This is a genomic window from Flavobacterium sp. XS2P24, assembly GCF_030010285.1.
In the GTDB taxonomy this organism is placed as follows: domain Bacteria; phylum Bacteroidota; class Bacteroidia; order Flavobacteriales; family Flavobacteriaceae; genus Flavobacterium; species Flavobacterium algoritolerans.
In genome coordinates, this window is sequence record NZ_JASCRU010000005.1 from 72,214 (window position 1) to 92,990 (window position 20,777).

Below are 20,777 nucleotides of genomic sequence, written 5' to 3' on the forward strand. Positions count from 1 at the left end.
TCTATCAATTTTATAAATACTTTAATAGTTGTTTATTACTATTTAAATGCCGGAATTCCAGTGATATCCATTCCGGTAATTAACAAATGAATGTCATGGGTTCCTTCATAAGTAATCACAGATTCAAGATTCATCATGTGTCGCATGATAGAATACTCTCCTGTAATTCCCATTCCGCCTAGCATTTGTCTGGCTTCACGAGCAATATGGATTGCCATATCCACATTATTTCTTTTAGCCATTGAGATTTGAGCTGTTGTAGCTCTTCCTTCATTTCTCAAAACACCTAATCTCCAAGTCAATAATTGTGCTTTGGTGATTTCAGTAATCATTTCGGCTAATTTCTTTTGTTGCAATTGAGTTCCTGCAATAGGTTTGTCAAACTGGATTCTTTCTTTTGCGTAACGCAGTGCCGTATCATAACAGTCCATAGCAGCACCAATAGCGCCCCAGGCAATTCCGTAACGCGCTGAATCAAGACAGCCAAGTGGCGCTCCTAATCCAGATTTATTTGGTAATAAATTTTCTTTAGGTACTTTGACATTATCAAAAATTAACTCTCCGGTTGATGAGGCACGAAGAGACCATTTGTTGTGTGTTTCTGGAGTAGAAAAACCTTCCATTCCACGTTCTACGATTAAACCGTGAATCCTTCCTTCTTCATTTTTTGCCCAAACAATAGCAATATCAGCAAATGGTGCATTTGAAATCCACATTTTGGCACCATTCAATAGATAATGATCGCCCATATCTTTAAAGTTGGTTATCATACTTCCTGGATCTGAACCGTAATTAGGTTCCGTTAATCCAAAACATCCCATGTATTCTCCTGTAGCTAACTTAGGCAAGTATTTTTGGCGTTGTTCTTCATTTCCGTATTTCCAAATTGGATACATCACTAAAGAAGATTGTACAGATGAAGTGGAACGAACACCAGAATCACCGCGTTCAATTTCTTGCATAATTAAACCGTATGAAATCTGGTCTAAACCTGCACCACCATATTCTTCTGGAATGTAAGGTCCAAAACCACCAATTTCACCCAAACCTTTAATGATTTGTTTTGGAAATTCTGCTTTTTGAGCATATTCTTCTATAATAGGAGATACTTCACGTTTTACCCATGCACGGGCAGAATCACGTACTAATTTGTGTTCTTCTGTTAGTAAATCGTCTAAGTTATAGTAATCTGGAGCTTGAAATAAGTCTGGTCTCATGGTTAGGTAATTTTTATGTGATGCAAATTTACGTAAAGAAATATAACAAAAGCATCAACAAATGTGATATTTTTTTATTTTTATTGAAAATAACGAATTCCTTAATCAAATAAGTTGTTTTTCAAAACATGATTTTAATGAAAAAAACATTGTCTACTAATTTACAATAAAATCGTTGATTGGTGTTTGGAATTTGTTTAAAATAAGGAGGTTGACCTATTTAGGGAAGATTCTGAATTACATTTTCAAATAAAAATCCTTTGTCAGTTCAATATATTCTGTTGTGTATTGGTGTCTTGAAGTTTCGATAATCAATTCACTAGGAGTAATGATGGCATTTTCATTTCGGCTAAAAGCCAATAAACTGCGCTTGATTTCGGTAGTTGGAGTTCCTTTTACACGAGTGATTTTCAAAGGATATAATTCGTATGCTGCTGCTAAAGCCAAGAAGTTTTCTTCTTCTTTAAAGGGAATTATGACGGAGAAAATACCGTTTTCAGAAAGTAGTAAAGCGGCGGCTTCGATTAAATCTTCAAAAGGCATTGCATCTGCAAAACGGGCTAAATCGCGTTGTTCGTTTTCAGATTTGTAATCGTCAGTATAGAATGGAGGATTGGAAACAATTAAGTCGTATTCGTCTTCTGGTTCTTCTACAAATTCGTCTAAACCGGCATGAAAACAAAATAAACGATCACTCCATGGAGAGTTTTCAAAATTATCTACGGATTGTTCGTAGGCTTCTTCGTCGATTTCCAAAGCGTCAATTTGTTTCGCGTTACTTCTTTGCGCAAGCATTAAAGCGATTACGCCTGTTCCAGCTCCAATGTCTAAAATACTAAATGGATTGTTTTCAATGGGTGTCCAAGCGCCAAGTAAAACGCCATCGGTTCCAATTTTCATGGCACAACGATCTTGTTGGATTGAAAATTGTTTAAAGTGGAATTCGGACATGGAGATTTCAGATTAATGATTAACGATTTTTGACCCGAACGATAGCGAACTGGCGAAGCATTGCAGATTTTAGCAACTGAATACTTTGATTTAGAGTAACGATTTTTTCGATTAACCGAATAAACAAATAACCGATTAAACTTTTCTAAAGATACATTTCAATAAGTCCTTCCGGTAGATCCATGATAACTTTTTTGTTTTCCCTGTCAATTTTTACAAGAAAATGGTCAATCATAGGGATAAGAATTTCTACATCGCCGTTTAAAACTTCAAAAAGGGGTTGGGCGGTAGTGTCATTTATGGATTCAATTTTTCCAACAACGCCAAGGCGCTTGTCTTCAACTTCAAAACCAATTACTTCATGGAAGTAGAATTTATTGCCAGTAAGTTTTGGCAACATATTTAAGGGAAGATATAAATCGTTACCTATGACAGCATCGGCATCTTCTTCGGTATTCATGTCTTCAAAACGAATTCTAAGGAAGTCGTTTTTGTGTAGTGAACTGCTTTCAATAAAAAAAGGAACCAAGTGTTTGTTGCATTCAACAAACACTGATTCCAAGTTTTCGTATAACTCAGGTTCGTCCGTGTCTAAATAGGCAAGAACTTCCCCTTTGAAACTAAATTTTTTAGCGATTTTACCTAAGTAGAAACAATCTTCTTTACGCATCTTCGCCTTCTAAAATTATGCTTCAGTTGTTTCGTTATTTTCTTCTGCAGCTGTAGCTTCTTCAGTTTCAACTTCAGCAACTTCTTCTTCAACAGCAGGAGTTGCAGCAGCAATAGCATCAGCTTCTGCTTGTGCAGCGGCAGCTAAACGTTTTGCGTTAACTTCTTGTTCTGCTTTGAAAGCTTTTGCTCTATCAGCAGCTTGAGCTTTAGTCAAACCTTCTTTTTTAGCATCAACTTTTCCAGCTTTAGCTTCTAACCAAGCAGCTAATTTTGCATCAGCTTGTTCTTGAGTTAAAGCTCCTTTACGGATACCTCCATCAAGGTGGTGTTTCAATAAAGCACCTTTGTAAGAAAGAATTGCTTTAGCAGTATCAGTAGGTTGAGCACCATTGTGCAACCATTTTACTGCGCTATCAAGGTTTAACTCGATAGTTGCTGGGTTAGTGTTTGGATTGTAAGTACCGATTTTCTCTAAGTATTTACCATCTCTTTTTGAGCGAGCATCTGCTGCTACAACCCAGTAAAAAGGTTTTTGTTTTTTACCGTGTCTTTGTAATCTAATTTTTACTGACATAATCTTGTGATTAAATTTTGAGGTACTCGACCTCGATTAATTAAGGGTGCAAAGATACATTTTTTCTCGATAAATACTAATTCGATTGGTATTTTAATGAATAGTAATGTTTTAGGTGTAGCTATTGTTTTTATTTTTAGTCCAATTTCACTTTTTTTTAGGTCTAATGTCATACTTTTGTTGTTCTAAAAGATGCATTTTATGAAAAAATATTTTTTATTTATTGTTGTACTTTTTTCTTTAATCTCTTGTGAAGAAGATATTAGTTTTAATAATCCTTCACTACAGGGCATGAAGGATAATGTGTTTTGGCGAGGCGTACAATCTAGAGCAACACTAGCGACTGATGGATCGTTGCTTATAGAATCCTTTACAGCAAATGAAACACTATCTTTAAAAACTACTTCTACTACTGCTCAAACTTATTTTTTAGGAACCAGTGAGTCTAAAAAAGCAATTTATACTTTCACTGATGCTACCAATGGGTTGGTTACTTTTTCTACCGGTTTTGGGATAGGAGAAGGGCAAATTGTGATAACCGAATATGACGCTATTAATAATACTATCACTGGTACTTTTAAGTTTAATGCCGAAAATGCAAATAGCAACTCGTTAGCCAGTCCACTTGTTAATTTTCAGCACGGAGTTTTTTATAAGGTTCCTGTAGTTCGTTCTCTGAGTCAGTAATCTACGAGGGATTAGTTTTCCCTAACACTTTAATTATTTGCTTTAGAATTTTCGTTTTAATTTTTTTGAAATTAAAATAAAAACATAAATAAGCTAATATATAGTAGATTAGAAAAAAATTAGAGTACATTTGTTCTATTATTTAAATAAGTACATATGAATATTTTTGTTGGAAGCCTTCCATTCAGTATTGAGGAAGCAGATTTAAGAGAGTCTTTCGAGGCTTATGGAGCAGTTGATTCAGTTAAAATTATTACTGATAAATTTACTGGAAGAAGTAAAGGATTTGGTTTTGTTGAGATGCCAAATGATGACGAAGCTCAAAAAGCAATTGATGAATTGAATGGTGCTACTGTTCAAGGACGTGCAATTGTAGTAAACAAATCTGAGCCTAAACCAGAAGGTGAAAGAAGAAGTTTTAACAATAACAGTCGTGGTGGAGATTCACGCGGTGGTTATGGTGGTGGAAACAGCCGTGGTGGAGATAACCGTGGTGGTGGAAACAGAGGAGGATATTAATATTTTTTTCTAGCTATAAAAAAAGGTGTCAATTTTATTGACACCTTTTTTGTTATTTATTATTCTGTTTAAAGCTGAGTAAAAGCTAAAATGAGTGTTGTTTTTTAGGTTGTAATCTTAGCTATTACTCAATTTTTAAACAAAAAACTTTAAGAATTTATAAATTAGCAACTAACCAGTCACCAACCTCACTGGTTTTGTATGCTTTTGAGTCTTTAGAAGCTAAATCCTCTGTTACGATTCCTTGTTCTAATGATTTGTTAACTACCGTTCTAATAGCTTCTGCTTCTTCTTTTAATCCAAAAGCATCTTCAAACATCATCGCTGCAGATAATACTGTCGCTAATGGATTAGCAATATTTAATCCTGTAGCTTGTGGGTAAGATCCATGAATAGGTTCGTACAAAGAGGTATGCTCTCCTACAGATGCTGATGGCATTAATCCCATAGAACCAGAAATTACAGAAGCTTCGTCTGTTAATATATCTCCAAATAAGTTTTCAGTAATTAAGACATCATAAGAGTTTGGCCATTGTACTAAACGCATCGCAACTGCATCAACAAATTCATAGCTCACAGTTACTTCAGGATAGTCTTTTTCCATGGCTTGTACGGTTTCTCTCCACAATCTTGAAGTTTCCATTACATTAGCTTTGTCCACACAACATAGTTTTTTAGTTCGGGTCATAGCAAGTTCAAAACCTTTTTTTGCCAAACGCTGTACTTCGGCTCTGGTGTAAGTGCAGGTGTCAAAAGCGGTTTCCCCATCGTCTTTTCTTCCTTTTTCTCCAAAATAAATTCCTCCGGTAAGTTCTCTTAAGAAAATTAAGTCAGTTCCTTCGATGCGTTCTCTTTTCAAAGGAGAATTATCAATCAAAGAAGGGAATGTAAATGTTGGACGCACATTGGCAAATAAACCTAATTTTTTACGCATCAATAATAAACCTTGCTCTGGACGAACGGGAGCACTTGGGTCATTATCATATTTTGGATGTCCAATGGCTCCGAATAAAACAGCATCAGCAGCCATGCAAATTTCATGAGTTTCGTCTGGATAAGGAACTCCAACGGCGTCAATGGCACAAGCTCCTGTAAGTGCAGGTGTCCAAGTAATTTGATGGTTGAATTTTTTTGCAATAGCATCCGAAACTTTTACAGCTTCATTGATTACTTCTGGTCCAATTCCGTCTCCGGCTAAAAGGGCTATGTTAAATTTCATTAGGTCTATTTTATATTAATGTATTTCTATTTATTATTGGGCTGCAACCACATTTAACATTTTCTGGGTTGCTATAATTGCGGCAACTGTTTGGTCTGAATCTAAACCTCTTGTTTTAAATTCTTTTTCATTATTTGTCCAGGTAATTATGGTTTCGCATAAGGCGTCAGAACTACTTCCTGGAGGAATTCGTACAGCATAATCAATCAACTTGGGCAATTCTAAATTTTTGCTCTTATATATTTTTGCCAATGCATTCATGAAAGCATCAAATTGTCCATCACCTTGCGCGTGTTCTTCAATTATTTCTCCGTCTATTTTTAAAGATAAAGTGGTCGATGGACGCATGCCTTTTGCATGAGATAATATATAGGATTCAACAACAATTTTTTCTTGATAAGTTTGACTGTCTAATACATCAGAGATGATATAAGGTAAATCTTCTTTGGTAACCGTTTCTTTTTTGTCGCCTAATTCGATAATCCTTTGGGTAACTAACTTTAGATCCTCAGGGTTTAATTGTAGGCCTAATTCCTGAAGGTTTTTTTCAATATTAGCTTTTCCGGATGTTTTTCCTAAGGCGTATTTTCGTTTTCTTCCAAAGCGTTCTGGAAGTAAATCATTAAAATATAAGTTGTTTTTATTGTCACCATCGGCGTGAATACCAGCAGTTTGTGTAAATACATTGTCGCCAACGATAGGCTTGTTGGCAGGAATTCTATACCCGGTAAAAGTCTCTACTAATTTACTTACTGAGTATAATGATGATTCTTTTACACTAATTGCTATTTGTGGAAAAAAGTCATTGATTACAGCAACAGTACTTTCAAGCGGTGCATTTCCTGCGCGTTCTCCCATCCCATTTACGGTTACGTGGAGTCCTTGAATACCAGCTTTTACAGCTTCCATTACATTTGCGATGCTTAAATCGTAGTCGTTGTGTGCATGAAAATCAAAATGAGTTTCAGGGTATCTTGCTATAATTTTCGAAATAAATTCAAAAGTTTCAGAAGGAATTAAAACGCCTAAAGTGTCTGGTAATAAAACTCTTTTGATGGGTTGTTTGGTCAAAAAATCTAAATATTGAAACACATATTCAGGCGAATTGCGCATTCCGTTACTCCAGTCTTCCAGATAAACATTAGTCTCAATATTATTTTCTGTAGCCAAAGCAATGGTTTCAGCAATTTCTGTAAAATGCTGTTCTGGCGTTTTTTTTAACTGATGTGTTAAATGGTTAAGAGATCCTTTGGTCAATAAATTCTGGACTTTAGCTCCGGTTTTTTTCATCCAATCTATGGAAAGTCCGCCATCGACAAAGGTTAAAACTTCGATTCTATTGGAGTAATTTTTTTCGTTAGCCCAAGTCATAATCCCTTTTACACCTTGAAACTCTCCTTCGCTAACACGTGCCGAAGCAATTTCAATTCTATCAATATTTAATTCTTCCAACAATAATTGTGCAATGGTTAGTTTTTCTGCAGCAGAAAAGGATACTCCCGAGGTTTGTTCCCCGTCACGGAGCGTCGTATCCATTATTTCAATTTTTCTTTTTTCCATTATAAATTTGATGCTAAAAGTGGTTTTGACTTCAGTGATTTGAAATCTTGCTGTTGTGTTTTATAAAAAGGTAAAAGCAGTTATCTGGCTTAACAATACTATTGAGCTTAAGATAACTGCTTTTTATTGTTTGTTTTTAGTAAGGAAGTGTATTGGCAAACCCAACAATCTCTTCTTTGATGTTTTGTAAATAGTCAATATCATCAAAACCATTCAACATATTATTCTTTTTGTATCCATTGATGTCAAAAGATTCTTTTGCGCCAGTTGCTAACAAAGTAATAGTTTGTTCTTGTAAATTGATTTCCAATTCTGTTTTCGGATCAGCTTCAATAGCGTTGAAGATTGTTTCGGCAAATTCCGGACTCACTTGTACCGGTAAAACACCAATGTTTAAGCAGTTTCCTTTGAAGATATCAGCAAAGAAACTTGAAACTACAGCACGAAATCCATAATCGTAAACTGCCCAAGCTGCGTGCTCTCTTGAAGAACCCGAACCAAAGTTTTTTCCGCCAACTAATATTTTCCCGCTGTAAGTCGCATCATTCAATACGAAATCTGCTTTTGGAGTGTCATCTCCGTTGTATCTCCAGTCTCTAAAAAGGTTGTCTCCAAAAGCTTCACGTTTGGTAGCTTTCAAGAAACGTGCTGGGATAATTTGATCGGTATCCACATTTTCTATTGGTAGTGGCACTGCACTACTGGTAAGGATATTAAATTTATCGTATGCCATTTGATTTTTGATTTTTGATTAACGATTTCTGATTTTTGATTTACCGTGAGGAAAATGTAATCTTAAGCGCTAACTAATATTATTTTATATTCTATAATTTAAACTGAATGTTGTGTCGATTTTAACGAAATCTGAAATGCTACGCCAATTCGCTGAAGCTCGGGTCAAAAATCGTTAATCTACATTCTGAAATCTTTTAAAATAAATCTCTAGGATCTGTTAGTTTTCCGGTAACTGCTGCTGCTGCGGCCATAATTGGGCTTGCTAATAATGTTCTTGAACCGGGACCTTGACGACCTTCGAAGTTTCTGTTGGATGTGCTTACTGCATATTTTCCGGCAGGAACTTTATCATCGTTCATCGCTAAACAAGCCGAACAGCCTGGCTGACGCAATACAAAACCAGCTTCAGTAAGAATATCTAACAATCCTTCTTCTTTAATCTGAGCTTCCACTACGTGAGAGCCTGGAACTAACCAAGCGGTAACATTATCTGCTTTTTTTCTTCCTTTTACAATTTCTGTAAAAGCTCTGAAATCTTCAATTCTACCATTGGTACAACTTCCCAAGAAAACAAAATCAATTGGTTTCCCAATCATTACGTCATTTTCTTCAAAGCCCATGTAGGCTAAAGATTTTTTATATGTTTCGGCGCCACCTTCTACTTGGTTGGCGTTTGGAATATTTTTTGAGATACCAATTCCCATTCCAGGGTTCGTACCGTAAGTAATCATTGGTTCAATATCTGCAGCATTGATGTTTAATTCTGCATCAAAAATAGCATCAGCATCCGTTTTTAACGTTTTCCAATATGCAACTGCTTTTGTCCAAGCTTCACCTTTTGGAGCGTATAATCTTCCTTCTAGGAAATCAAATGTTTTTTGGTCAGGAGCAATCATACCACCACGAGCACCCATTTCAATACTCAAGTTACAAACCGTCATGCGACCTTCCATAGACATGTTTTCGAAAACATCTCCTGCATATTCTGCAAAATATCCTGTACCTCCAGAAGTAGTTAATTGAGAAATAATATAAAGTGCAACGTCTTTTGGACCCACACCTTTACTCAACTCACCATTTACGTTGATACGCATTTTCTTTGGTTTCGGTTGCATGATACATTGTGTCGCCATCACCATTTCAACCTCAGAAGTTCCGATACCAAAAGCAATAGCTCCAAAAGCACCATGCGTAGAAGTATGAGAATCTCCACAAACAATAGTTGCACCCGGTAAAGTAATTCCGTTTTCAGGACCTACTACGTGTACGATTCCATTTTTTTGATGACCTAATCCCCAGTGAGAAATGCCATATTCTGCTGCGTTGTCTTCCAATGCTTTTAATTGATTGGCGGATAAAGGATCAGCAACAGGTAAGTGTTGGTTTATTGTTGGTGTATTGTGATCGGCAGTTGCAAAAGTGCGCTCAGGGTATAAAACTGTAATACCTCTTTCTTTTAAACCTAAAAAAGCTACAGGACTAGTAACTTCATGGATGAAATGACGGTCAATAAAAAACACGTCTGGTCCATCTTCAATTTTACGCACCACGTGCGAATCCCATACTTTGTCAAATAATGTAGTACTCATTTTAATATGTTTTTAATGTATTTTTTTATAGCCAAGTTGGCTAAGATGATAACAATGAAAGCAAAACTAAAAAAAGAATCAAGTCTTTATTTTTTAATATTGCATTATATACGATACCCAAAATCGTATTAGTGAATTTCTTTGCTGATTTTTATCTTTTGGGTTTCTTTTTTATAAGTGTGATTCTTTATTTAGAGACGATAAAAAATCAATTTCTTGCTGTTTTTGATATTTGTAGAATCGATAAAAAAAGCTTTTAAAAAGCTATTATATTTATGAATATCTAATTAAACGGAATTAAAGTCAACTATTTTTTAATTTTAAATTCACTATTTTACTTTTATTGAGACTGTTTTTCGATGTGATTTTCTTAGTTAATGGCATATTTTTTAGTTGTATTTCAGTATTTTTTTTTGATGAAATACTACGACATCCAAAAAATCATTACGGACTCTTTTTATCTTTTTAACAAGATACTATCAAGCTGATTTGTTGAAAGTGATTGTAGTTTTAATAGGAGAATAGTACTGGAAAATAAATTTGTTTTTTGTTAATAACTTACTTCTATTCTACCCTAAAAAAAACTAAATTTGAAATTCATTTTTTGCGATTTTTTAAAATCACAAACACTTCAAATCCAGATATGTACTTAATATTCGATACCGAAACTACAGGATTACCAAAGCGTTGGGGCGCTCCCATTTCAGATACGGATAACTGGCCGCGTTGTATTCAAATCGCTTGGCAGTTGCACGATAATATGGGAAAACTCATCGAGCATCAAGATTATTTGGTAAAACCCGAAGGTTTTAATATTCCGTATGACGCGGAACGAATTCACGGTATTTCGACTGAATTGGCCGAAGCCGATGGTATTTCGTTAGCGGAAGTTTTAGAAAAATTCAATATTGCTTTAGGCAAAGCTAAATTTATTGTAGGTCAGAATTTAGGTTTTGACATCAATATTATGGGTTGTGAGTTTTATAGAATGGGCGTTGAAAGCCAAATGAGTTCGATGCCTATTTTAGATACCTGTACAGAAGTAACCGCATCTTTATTGAAATTGCCGGGTGGTCGAGGAGGAAAATTCAAGTTGCCTACGTTGACGGAATTACACTCGTATCTTTTTAACAAACCTTTCGGTGAAGCGCACAACGCTACTGCCGATGTCGAGGCAACTACACGTTGTTTCTTGGAGTTAATTCGTCGTGATGTTTTCACAAAAGAGGAACTGGATGTTCCAGCAAGTTATTTTCAAGACTTTCAAAGTAAGAATCCAAGCGAGATTAAGCTCATTGGTTTAAAACATATCAATCTCAAGGAAGCTTCTGATAAAATCCGTCAGCAGTTTGGCGAAAAACAAGCACCAGCCGTTTCAAGAGCAGAACTTTCTGAGAATAAAAAAGTACTTATTGATGCGCCTTTTGTGCATTTGCACAATCATACGCAGTTTTCGGTGTTACAATCTACGATTAGCATTGCGGCATTGGTAAAAGCGGCGGCACAACAAAAAATGCCTGCGGTTGCCATGACGGATCATGCGAATTTGATGGGTGCTTTTCATTTTGTCCGTGATATTTTATACCATAATAAGGCGGCTGAAGCCAAGAATAAAGCGGCAATCGAAAATGGTGAAGAGCCTACCGAAGTTCCGATGAAACCAATAGTAGGTTGTGAATTTTTTGTTTGTGAAGACCATAAAAATAAGTCGGTTAAGGATAATGGATACCAAATAGTACTTTTGGCGAAGACCAAAAAAGGCTATCATAATTTGGCTAAAATGTCTTCCATCGCTTATACGGAAGGGTTTTATTATGTGCCAAGAATCGACAGGAAAGTCATTCAGGAATTCAAAGAAGATATTATTGTTTTGTCCGGAAATCTTTATGGTGAAATACCAAATAAGATTTTAAATATTGGTAAAAACCAAGCTGAAGAAGCTTTGCTTTGGTGGAAAAACGAGTTCAAGGAAGATTTTTACATTGAAGTGATGCGTCACAATCAGGAAGATGAAAATCGAGTGAATGCGTCTTTGATTTCATTGGCCAGAAAACATGATGTCAAGATTATTGCGACAAACAACACCTTTTATATAGACAAGGCAAATTCAAATGCACATGATATTTTGCTTTGTGTGCGTGATGGCGAAAAGCAGACAACACCAATAGGTCGTGGTCGTGGCTATCGTTATGGATTGCCTAATCAGGAATATTATTTCAAGTCGGGAGACGAAATGAAGCAGCTTTTTGCGGATTTACCGGAGGCTATTTCGAATCTTTCGGAGATTGTGGATAAAATTGAAATTTTCGATTTGGCTCGTGAAGTTTTGCTTCCAAAATTTGAAATCCCAACAGAATTTAATGATCCTGAAGATGAAAAAGACGGTGGTGTACGAGGAGAAAATGCGTATTTGAGGCATCTTACTTTTGAAGGAGCCCGAAGACGATATCCTGTAATTACCGAAGAAATTCAAGAACGATTGGATTTTGAATTATTGACGATATCTAATTCCGGTTATCCGGGTTATTTTCTGATTGTACAGGATTTAATTGCCGAGGCGAGAAGTATGGGAGTTTCTGTAGGGCCGGGAAGGGGTTCTGCGGCAGGATCGGTAGTGGCATATTGTTTGAAAATAACCAATATTGATCCGTTGATGTACAACCTGCTTTTTGAGCGTTTCCTGAATCCGGATCGTGTGTCACTACCCGATATTGATATCGATTTTGATGATGAAGGGCGAAGTAGTGTAATGGATTATGTGATCAGGAAATACGGTTCGAAACAGGTGGCGCAGATTATCACCTATGGTAAAATGGCAACAAAATCAGCGATTCGTGATACGGCTCGTGTACTGGATTTACCTTTATTCGAAGCGGATAAAATTGCAAAATTGATTCCGGGAATGATGCCGTCCAAGTGGAATTTAGCGCGCTTTTTGAATGAAGATGAAAACCTGATTAAGAAGGCGGTTCGTCCCGAAGAATATGATAAAATAAAGGAATTAATAGGTCTTGCGAATGAAGGTGATTTGGGTGGAGAAACCATTCAGCAAGCCAAAGTTTTAGAAGGAAATCTAAGAAATACAGGGATTCACGCTTGTGGTGTGATTATTACGCCAAGCGACATCACCAATTTTGTTCCTGTGGCTACCGCCAAAGATTCGGATTTGTATGTGACTCAATTTGATAACTCGGTGGTGGAAAGTGCAGGTTTGTTGAAGATGGACTTCTTGGGTTTGAAAACCCTAACCCTGATAAAAGATACCGTCAAATTAGTAAAATACAGAACTGGAATAGACCTGAATCCCGATGAGTTTCCAATTGATGATTTGAAGACGTATGAGCTTTTTCAACGAGGAGAAACAGTAGGGATTTTCCAATATGAGAGTCCGGGAATGCAGAAATACATGAAGGAATTGAAGCCGACAGTATTTCCTGATTTGATTGCCATGAATGCTTTGTATCGTCCGGGACCGATTGCCTATATCCCGAGTTTTATTAAACGAAAAAACGGGGAAGAGCCAATCGAATATGATTTGGATGACTGCGAAGAATTGCTGAAAGATACCTACGGAATTACCGTTTACCAAGAGCAGGTAATGCTTTTGTCCCAGAAACTGGCGGATTTCTCGAAAGGGGATGCCGATGTTTTGCGTAAAGCGATGGGAAAAAAAATGATTGATGTTTTGGCTAAAATGGAGCCAAAATTCATTTCGCAAGCGATGGCAAAAGGACATGCCAAAGACAAGTTAGAGAAGATTTGGAATGACTGGAAAGCTTTTGCTGAATATGCATTTAATAAATCGCACTCGACTTGTTATGCTTGGATTGCGTACCAAACGGCCTATTTGAAAGCGAATTATCCTGCTGAATATATGGCTGCGGTGCTTTCGAATAACATGAATGATATCAAGCAGGTTTCGTTTTTTATGGAGGAATGTAAGCGAATGGGACTGCAAGTTTTAGGACCTGATGTGAATGAGTCGTTTTATAAATTTACCGTAAATGATAATTACGCGGTACGTTTTGGAATGGGAGCGATAAAAGGAGTTGGTTCCGGAGCTGTGGCAACAATTGTTGAAAATAGAAAAGATGGAAAATACAAATCGATTTTTGATTTGACCAAACGTATTGATTTGCGTGCGGCGAATAAAAAAGCATTGGAAAATCTGGCTTTGGCCGGAGGATTTGATTCGTTTTTAGGGACCACGAGAGCGCAATATTTTCATGATGATGGTGATGGGATTACTTTTTATGAAAAAGCGATTCGGTATGGATCGAAGTTTCAGGAGAATGAGAATTCCTCTCAAGTAAGTTTGTTTGGAGATACCAGTGAAGTGCAAATCGCAGAACCTATTGTGCCGCCTTGCGAGGATTGGAGCACGATGGAAAAACTCGCAAAAGAAAAAGAGGTTGTTGGTATTTACATCTCGGGACATCCGCTGGATGATTATAAATTTGAAATGAAATATTTTTGTAATGCCAAGCTTGAAGCACTTAAAAATATGGAATTGCATGTCAGTAAAAACCTGGCATTTGGAGGAATTATCAATAATGTGCAACACCGTGTAGCGAAAAATGGAAAAGGCTGGGGTATGTTTACTCTGGAGGGTTATGACGAAAGTTATGAGTTTAGAATTTTTGGGGAGGAGTATCTAAAGTTTCGTCATTTCTTTATTCAAAATAATTTTACGTTCATGAAAGTGTTGGTAAAAGAAGGCTGGACTGACCGTGATACTGGTAAAAAAGGGGAACCAAGATTGCAATTTGTAGAAGTAAAACAATTGCAGGATGTATTAGAAACCTTTGCTAGAAAATTAGTTGTGCTTTTGAATATTGCAGATTTGGAAGCTGATTTTATTCATAGATTAAGCCATCTTTTTCAGGATAATAAAGGAGATAATACAGTGACTTTTGAAATCATGGAGTTAGAGAAAACGAAGAAACTCGTTGCTGTTGCTCCTGTTGAGATAGAAAATGAAGAAGTAGCTTTTGTCGATGAAAATGAAGATTCTGAAATGGAAACTCTCGAAATTCCGGAAACAAGTACTGAAGAAAAAGTAGAAGAAGTCGAAGAAATAAAAGTGGTGACCAAACTAACCATGGCCAGCAGAAAACTAAAAATCAAGATTTCGAATGAATTGTTAGTGGAACTGGAAAAAATGCAGATTAATTTTAAGTTGAATTAGAGCAGAATGCCTTAGCCCTGATGGAAGCGGCATCCTTTCCTTGTTTTCTTTAGACAAGGAAAGATACAGCGTACAGCGGGAAGTAGCTCCTGATTATTGCAATCCTAAATGGGTTGAAATGGAGTGATAAGAATTGACGATATATTAATAGTCAAAACTAATTTATGAATGGCGTTTGATTAGTTTTTAATTTCTAAATTTGTACTCGAGTTTGAGACTTTAAATATTCAAACGATAAACTTAAATAAAAATAAATATGGCATTAGCAATAACAGATGCTACTTTTGAAGAAGTAGTTTTGAAATCAGACAAACCGGTAATGGTGGATTTTTGGGCAGCATGGTGTGGACCTTGTAGAATGGTAGGGCCAATCATTGACGAATTAAGTGCTGAATACGATGGTAAAGTAGTCGTAGGTAAAGTAGACGTTGATGCAAACCAAGAATTTGCTGCAAAATACGGAGTGAGAAATATTCCAACAGTATTGGTTTTTCATAACGGAGAAGTAGTAGGGAAACAAGTAGGAGTTGCTCCTAAACAAACTTACGCTGATAGTTTAGACGCTTTGTTGTAATCGGTAGATTATGATTTATATAGAATCTGAAAAGATTCAAAAAAAAGGTTTGGCGAAAGTCAAGCCTTTTTTTGTGGGATTTACCGCGTTTCAATCAGGCATATAAAAAACAATGCAGATTAACAGATTAAAAATGATTTTAAAATTAGTGAATCAAAGGTGGTTCTATTTTCTTTTCAATCTTTAAATTTTTAAATCGTTCAATCTTTTAATATATTTGGAATATGAAAATCGAATCGCAAATAGAAAAAATTTCCAGTTTTCAGCATCTTGAATTGCTGGCTAATCAGGTTGTGGAAGGTTTTATTTCAGGAATGCATAAAAGTCCGTTTCATGGATTTTCGGCAGAATTTGCGGAGCATAAAGTCTATAATGTTGGCGAAAGTACCAAACACATTGATTGGAAATTGTTTGCCAAAACGGATCGTTTGTACACCAAACGATTTGAGGAAGAAACTAATTTGCGGTGTCATCTTATTATTGATAATTCCTCATCAATGCATTATCCGAAACTAAAAGGCGGTCAGCAATTTTTTGAGAATAAGATTGGCTTTTCGGTTTTGGCTTCAGCGGTTTTAATGAATCTTTTAAAGAAGCAACGCGATGCTGTGGGAGTAAGTGTGTTTTCGGATACATATGAGTACTATGCGCCTGAAAAAGGCAGTGATCGCCATCATCGAATGATCTTAAATACACTCGAAGGGCTTTTACAGAAACCTGCAACTAAGAAAAGTACTGATACAATTACATTTTTGCATCAAATAGCCGAGAAGATTCACCGCCGTTCGATGATTGTCTTGTTTACGGATATGTTTCAGTCCGGTAATGAAGAAGCGTTGTTCAATGCGCTACAACATTTGAAACACAACAAGCATAAAGTGGTCTTGTTTCATGTTGTCGATAACAAAACAGAGTTAAATTTTGACTTTGATAATGCTCCAAGGAAGTTTATTGATGTGGAAACGGGAGAAGAAGTAGCGGTTTTTGCCGATAATGTCAAAGAAGAATACGAAAAACAGACAGAAAGTTACTTTAAGAAACTCGCTTTGACCTGCTCACAAAATCGAATAAAGTACATTCCGGTAAGTGTTGGGGAAAGTTTTGAAAAAATTTTAATGACATACTTGGTTGAAAAACAAAACTTTGGATAATAAGGTTAAAATTTATCAATTATTTTTTCAAAAAACGCTTGTGTAAACGGAAATCTATTGTATCTTTGCCACCGCAATAACGCAGAGGTTTGGTAGTTCAGTTGGTTAGAATACATGCCTGTCACGCATGGGGTCGCGGGTTCGAGTCCCGTCCAGACCGCAATATTGGGGAAAGCCTTTCGTAACAGAAAGGCTTTTTTGCCCCTATAAAGTATCTAAAGTTAGTTGTGTTGTTTGCTACGAATTTGTAACTCGTAGCGGGTTTAGTAGTTAGACCAATGAAAAGCTTTCCACTTTTGTGGATAGCTTTTTTGATTTAAAAAGAAGCTGGTTTGGTAGTTCAGTTGGTTAGAATACATGCCTGTCATCTCGTCTTTTGGGACGAGACAGGTTCGAGTCCTCTCGTTCCAAAAACGAGACTAGTAATAAGAAGCTTTTCGTAACTGAAAGGCTTTTTCTTTTAGATATAGTTCTTAAAAGCTAATGATACATTAAAACAACTCGGATTTATAGTTCCAGACAGTCCATACAAACAAACCCAAATACATTACGCAAACCACAAATTTCATAAAGCTGGAAGCCAGAAAACCTATAAAGGAACCTGCGGCTGCTTTCAAAGCCCGATTGCGGTCTTTAAAATCATAAATAAGTTCTCCTATTAGCGCGCCAACAAAAGGACCGATAATGAACCCAAAAGGGATAGGAGCAAGAATTCCAATAATCAGACCGAGGTTAGTTCCCCAGACGCCATAAGAGCTTCCGCCAAATCTCTTGGTTCCTTTAGCCGGAATCACGTAATCTAAAACCGATATGATAACAGTGACTAACAATGCAATTCCTAAAATCCAATAATTTGCTGGAACAGCATTCGTAAAATAAAGTAATGCCAATCCAACCCAACTGATGCTGGGTCCGGGTAAAACGGGTAAAAAACTACCAAAAATGCCCAAAATAACACACATGAAACCAAGAACCAAAAGCAGTACATCCATAAATTTATTTTTAGTAATTTTGAAAACACAAAAGTAACACCTGGCCAGCTTATGAAAGATATTAAATTAATAGTTTCATTTTCGATTATCTTCTTTTTTACTTTTTCTTTTTGTGCCGTAAATGCTCAGGAAAAAATTGTAAAAAGCAACGATATGATTTTAAAGGAGGCTATTTACAACGAGAATAGAGTAAAAGTATTAAATTTTTCGATGAAAGAGTTTGACAGGCTTTTTTTTGAGTTTTCCGATAAAAAATCAAATCCAAATTTAGTATTGACAAAAGAGGAATTCTATAAATACACCATTCAGATTGCTATTTTTTCAGATAGATTGGCAGCTTTGTATCCGGATCAAAAAGAAGTCGCCGCCGAAAACAAAAAGAAATGGTTTGCTGAAAACTATGAAGATTATTTGCTTTCGAAGGCCTCTCCAAAAAAATAATTGTATTTTTATAGAATATTAGTCCAATTCAAAAACAAAACCTTGAAGCAGTATTACCTCTTTTTAGTATTTATATTTTTTAATTCCTGTCAATACTTTGACAAGCAAATTCCTTCGGAAAAGGAATTGTTGCAAAAGGAACTGAAATCAATCAACTGGAAAGAAGTCGATGAATACCCATCGGTAGTGGATTGTGAAAAAACAGAGAATAAAAAACAGCGTCAACAGTGTTTTTTCGAAGTTTTAACGTTGCTGATTCAAGAGAAATTGAGCGTTGACACCCTCTCGATTCTCTATCCTGAACTGGATACGATTGAAGTAAAGGTTACTGTTTTTCCAAATGCGACCATACAATTCGAGCCTCAATTTCCAAAAGATTCGGTTGCCTACGACAAAATCAAAATTGACAGTATTCTTAAAGCACGTTTGGTTGATTTCCCAAAAATTAACCCCGCCATAAAACGCGGAATTCCCGTAAAAACCCAATTTATACTTCCGGTTATTCTAAAAGTAGAGTAGTTTTTCTGGAGCTGCTTCCAGCTGTTCACTGTATCTTTTTCTTTTTTAAAGAAAAAAAGAAAAAGGATGCCGTTTCCATCTGGGCTAGGGCATTAGTGTAAGTTAAAATTTTCTCCCTTTCCATTCGTATTTTCCAAACAAAGAATACAAAGCTACGCTCACACTAAAAAAAGGATAGAACAAACTGCTCAAAATCAAATACTGTATTTTGGTTTTGGTTAAAAATTCATTGGCTTTGTAAATCAAAACGGTATCAACTGAAAACTTCAAAGTAAATAATAAAAAGACATTCTGAAAAGCAGTTAAACCGAAGACCCAAAAACCAAGAACGAAAAGCCAACTCAGATTTCCCGCAAATACTAACAGCCCCAATCCTTTTCCGAAAGAACTTTGATACGAACTTGTTTTGGATGCCCAACGTACGCGCTGATAAAACAACGATTTCCAATCGTTTAATGGTTTTGTAGTGATAATTGTATTTTGAGATTTTAGATAATGAACTTTTTTAGGAAACTGGGCAGTCGCTTTTTGCAACAAGAAAACATCATCACCGCTGGCAATTCCATCGTTTCCTTCGAAACCGTTCAGCTTTTTAAAAAACGATTTGGTATACGCAAAGTTGGCGCCATTACACATAAACCCTTTGTTGATTCCAAAACTTCCAATTGTTGCTCCTTGTAAACTCGACAAATCCAACTGCTGGAAATGATGCAAAAATGAATTGCTACAATCATACGTTACCGCTCCGGCAATCATAGCAACATCATGAAGCTGAATATAATTGTCCAAGGTCAATAGCCAGTTTGTATTTATTGTACAATCGGCATCGGTGGTGATAATCCAGTCCGTATTTACAATTTGCATTGCGGTTACAATCGCATCTTTCTTGGGCGAATTCGTAACTCTGTCGTTATTTATAACCGAAACTTTAAACTTTAAACTTGGAATTTTAAACGCTTCTTCAGAAAAATCATCAACCAAAATCACTTCGAACAATTCCATTGGATAATTCAACTTCGACAAACTCTCTAATAGAATGGGTAAATTTTCGGCTTCATTCCGGAAAGGAACAATAATCGAGAATTTTGTTTTTGGCGTTAAGCCAATATAATCAATAGCATTTACTTTGGTGAAACCATAAATCAAGAAGGCAATCGCAACGCAATACAGGATTATTACGAAGTATAAAACAAAAATCATATTGGATTTTTAGTTTTAAAATTCAAAACATAATAACTGCCAATTATTACCGGCAGAACTACATTCAGAAACCACATAAGTGTGGTTATAAAAATTACTATCCATTCGTTTACGCCAAGAATTCCGAAGAAATATACAGCCACACTTCCTTTTACAGCAAAGTCCAAAAACTGAAAAGTAGGCAAAGAGGAAGCTAGGAAATAAACGCTTGTAATCGTGGCAATGGCTATTAAATATGGTAAGTCAACATCAAAAGCCAGGAACAAAAAGTAATATTGGTGCGAAAAAACCAGAAAACGACAAATGCCTAAAAAGATATTTTTTTGATGAATAGTTTTTGGGATTTCATTGATTTTATGAATCAGTTTTTCAATAGAATAGCCCTTAATGTTTATTTTTTTCAAAGAAAACAAGATTCCAAATGCCAAAAAACAAATTCCAAACAGAATCATAACGGTTTTTGTAGTAATCACATTGTATTGTGCATTGAAATACAACAACCCGAAAATTCCAAAAATAACGGTCAATATCATTTGGATTCCGTTGCAAATCAGGTTCAAGAAAATCACTTTTTTAGTGTTTGATTTATCAAAAAACAATGCTTTTCCGGCATATTCGCCCACGCCGTTTGGCGTGAAAAGTCCCGCGGTTAATGCACCAAGGACTTGTTTTGTTGCTTCGCCCAAAGATATTTTATGGATAAATCCAACTAAGTTTTGCCATTTCAATATTTCAAAAAACCGATTCAAAACACTCAATAACAAAATAAACGCTATTCCGCCAATGGACTGGTTTTTCTGGAATAAAACAATGAATTTTTGCCAATCCAGTTTGTCGTTATTGGCCAATTGATTGTAAATAAAATAAAACGCACCGCCCACAATCAAAAGTTTGATTAGAAGTACGAGGAATTGCTTAGTTTTGTGTGGAATTGTAATCATTGTTACAAAGAAACGAAAACTTTGAACTTCGAACTTTAAACTTTAAAC

At 36.0% G+C, this 20,777-nt stretch carries 18 protein-coding genes and 1 tRNA gene; 8 read left to right on the forward strand and 11 right to left on the reverse strand.

Going from position 1 to position 20,777, the window contains the following annotated elements:
* Positions 1-38: 38 nt before the first annotated feature.
* The 4 genes from QLS31_RS05945 to QLS31_RS05960 all read right to left on the reverse strand — a co-directional run bounded on the left by QLS31_RS05945 (position 39) and on the right by QLS31_RS05960 (position 3,414).
* Positions 39-1,217, reverse strand: a complete 1,179-nt coding sequence (locus QLS31_RS05945) for an acyl-CoA dehydrogenase family protein (RefSeq protein WP_099713728.1) — start codon at positions 1,215-1,217, stop codon at positions 39-41.
* A gap of 237 nt (positions 1,218-1,454) precedes the next feature.
* On the reverse strand, positions 1,455-2,168 hold the full coding sequence (locus tag QLS31_RS05950) for a methyltransferase (protein ID WP_282743096.1): 714 nt from the start codon (positions 2,166-2,168) through the stop codon (positions 1,455-1,457).
* 145 nt (positions 2,169-2,313) lie between these two features.
* Positions 2,314-2,838 (reverse strand): ribosome maturation factor RimM, encoded by a 525-nt coding sequence (gene rimM, locus QLS31_RS05955; protein ID WP_282713559.1) that lies wholly within the window; start codon positions 2,836-2,838, stop codon positions 2,314-2,316.
* Between the two features lie 15 nt (positions 2,839-2,853).
* Complete coding sequence (locus tag QLS31_RS05960) at positions 2,854-3,414, reverse strand: 30S ribosomal protein S16 (protein ID WP_282743097.1); 561 nt, start codon at positions 3,412-3,414, stop codon at positions 2,854-2,856.
* Positions 3,415-3,615: 201 nt separating this feature from the next.
* Between QLS31_RS05960 and QLS31_RS05965 the strand changes: the two genes are divergently transcribed.
* Both QLS31_RS05965 and QLS31_RS05970 read left to right on the forward strand, forming a co-directional pair.
* Positions 3,616-4,101, forward strand: coding sequence for a DUF6252 family protein (locus tag QLS31_RS05965; RefSeq protein ID WP_282713557.1), 486 nt, complete (start codon positions 3,616-3,618; stop codon positions 4,099-4,101).
* A gap of 156 nt (positions 4,102-4,257) precedes the next feature.
* Entirely contained in the window at positions 4,258-4,620 is a 363-nt protein-coding gene (locus tag QLS31_RS05970) for an RNA-binding protein (protein ID WP_099713722.1), read from the forward strand.
* A 157-nt stretch (positions 4,621-4,777) separates the two neighbouring features.
* On the opposite strand, the gene leuB is transcribed toward QLS31_RS05970, so the two are convergent.
* The 4 genes from leuB to leuC all read right to left on the reverse strand — a co-directional run bounded on the left by leuB (position 4,778) and on the right by leuC (position 9,723).
* Positions 4,778-5,839, reverse strand: a complete 1,062-nt coding sequence (leuB, locus tag QLS31_RS05975; RefSeq protein WP_282743098.1) for a 3-isopropylmalate dehydrogenase — start codon at positions 5,837-5,839, stop codon at positions 4,778-4,780.
* A 33-nt stretch (positions 5,840-5,872) separates the two neighbouring features.
* A complete protein-coding gene (locus tag QLS31_RS05980) occupies positions 5,873-7,399 on the reverse strand; it encodes an alpha-isopropylmalate synthase regulatory domain-containing protein (protein ID WP_282713555.1) in 1,527 nt (508 codons plus the stop codon).
* A 136-nt stretch (positions 7,400-7,535) separates the two neighbouring features.
* Positions 7,536-8,132: a 3-isopropylmalate dehydratase small subunit gene (gene leuD, locus QLS31_RS05985; RefSeq protein ID WP_099713719.1), complete on the reverse strand. Its 597-nt coding sequence runs from the start codon at positions 8,130-8,132 to the stop codon at positions 7,536-7,538.
* A gap of 196 nt (positions 8,133-8,328) precedes the next feature.
* Positions 8,329-9,723 carry a 3-isopropylmalate dehydratase large subunit gene (gene leuC / locus QLS31_RS05990; protein ID WP_282743099.1) on the reverse strand — a complete coding sequence of 465 codons (1,395 nt, stop codon included), beginning with the start codon at positions 9,721-9,723 and terminating at the stop codon, positions 8,329-8,331.
* 643 nt (positions 9,724-10,366) lie between these two features.
* Here leuC and dnaE point away from each other — a divergent pair.
* From dnaE to QLS31_RS06010, 4 genes are all read left to right on the forward strand, one after another.
* Entirely contained in the window at positions 10,367-14,911 is a 4,545-nt protein-coding gene (gene dnaE, locus QLS31_RS05995) for a DNA polymerase III subunit alpha (RefSeq protein ID WP_282743100.1), read from the forward strand.
* Positions 14,912-15,167: 256 nt separating this feature from the next.
* Positions 15,168-15,485 carry a thioredoxin gene (gene trxA / locus QLS31_RS06000; protein WP_099713717.1) on the forward strand — a complete coding sequence of 106 codons (318 nt, stop codon included), beginning with the start codon at positions 15,168-15,170 and terminating at the stop codon, positions 15,483-15,485.
* Positions 15,486-15,709: 224 nt separating this feature from the next.
* A complete protein-coding gene (locus tag QLS31_RS06005) occupies positions 15,710-16,636 on the forward strand; it encodes a DUF58 domain-containing protein (protein ID WP_282743101.1) in 927 nt (308 codons plus the stop codon).
* An 86-nt stretch (positions 16,637-16,722) separates the two neighbouring features.
* Positions 16,723-16,796, forward strand: a tRNA-Asp gene (locus tag QLS31_RS06010).
* 331 nt (positions 16,797-17,127) lie between these two features.
* On the opposite strand, the gene QLS31_RS06015 is transcribed toward QLS31_RS06010, so the two are convergent.
* Positions 17,128-17,628, reverse strand: coding sequence for a DUF456 domain-containing protein (locus QLS31_RS06015; protein ID WP_282743102.1), 501 nt, complete (start codon positions 17,626-17,628; stop codon positions 17,128-17,130).
* A gap of 51 nt (positions 17,629-17,679) precedes the next feature.
* Here QLS31_RS06015 and QLS31_RS06020 point away from each other — a divergent pair, with 51 nt between their 5' ends.
* Positions 17,680-18,069, forward strand: a complete 390-nt coding sequence (locus QLS31_RS06020; RefSeq protein ID WP_099713712.1) for a hypothetical protein — start codon at positions 17,680-17,682, stop codon at positions 18,067-18,069.
* A 42-nt stretch (positions 18,070-18,111) separates the two neighbouring features.
* A complete protein-coding gene (locus QLS31_RS06025) occupies positions 18,112-18,588 on the forward strand; it encodes a hypothetical protein (protein ID WP_282743103.1) in 477 nt (158 codons plus the stop codon).
* Between the two features lie 102 nt (positions 18,589-18,690).
* On the opposite strand, the gene QLS31_RS06030 is transcribed toward QLS31_RS06025, so the two are convergent.
* Both QLS31_RS06030 and QLS31_RS06035 read right to left on the reverse strand, forming a co-directional pair.
* Positions 18,691-19,788, reverse strand: coding sequence for a glycosyltransferase (locus tag QLS31_RS06030; protein ID WP_282743104.1), 1,098 nt, complete (start codon positions 19,786-19,788; stop codon positions 18,691-18,693).
* Positions 19,785-20,729: a hypothetical protein gene (locus tag QLS31_RS06035; protein ID WP_282743105.1), complete on the reverse strand. Its 945-nt coding sequence runs from the start codon at positions 20,727-20,729 to the stop codon at positions 19,785-19,787. The genes QLS31_RS06030 and QLS31_RS06035 overlap by 4 nt, the downstream gene beginning before the upstream one ends.
* Positions 20,730-20,777: the final 48 nt, after the last annotated feature.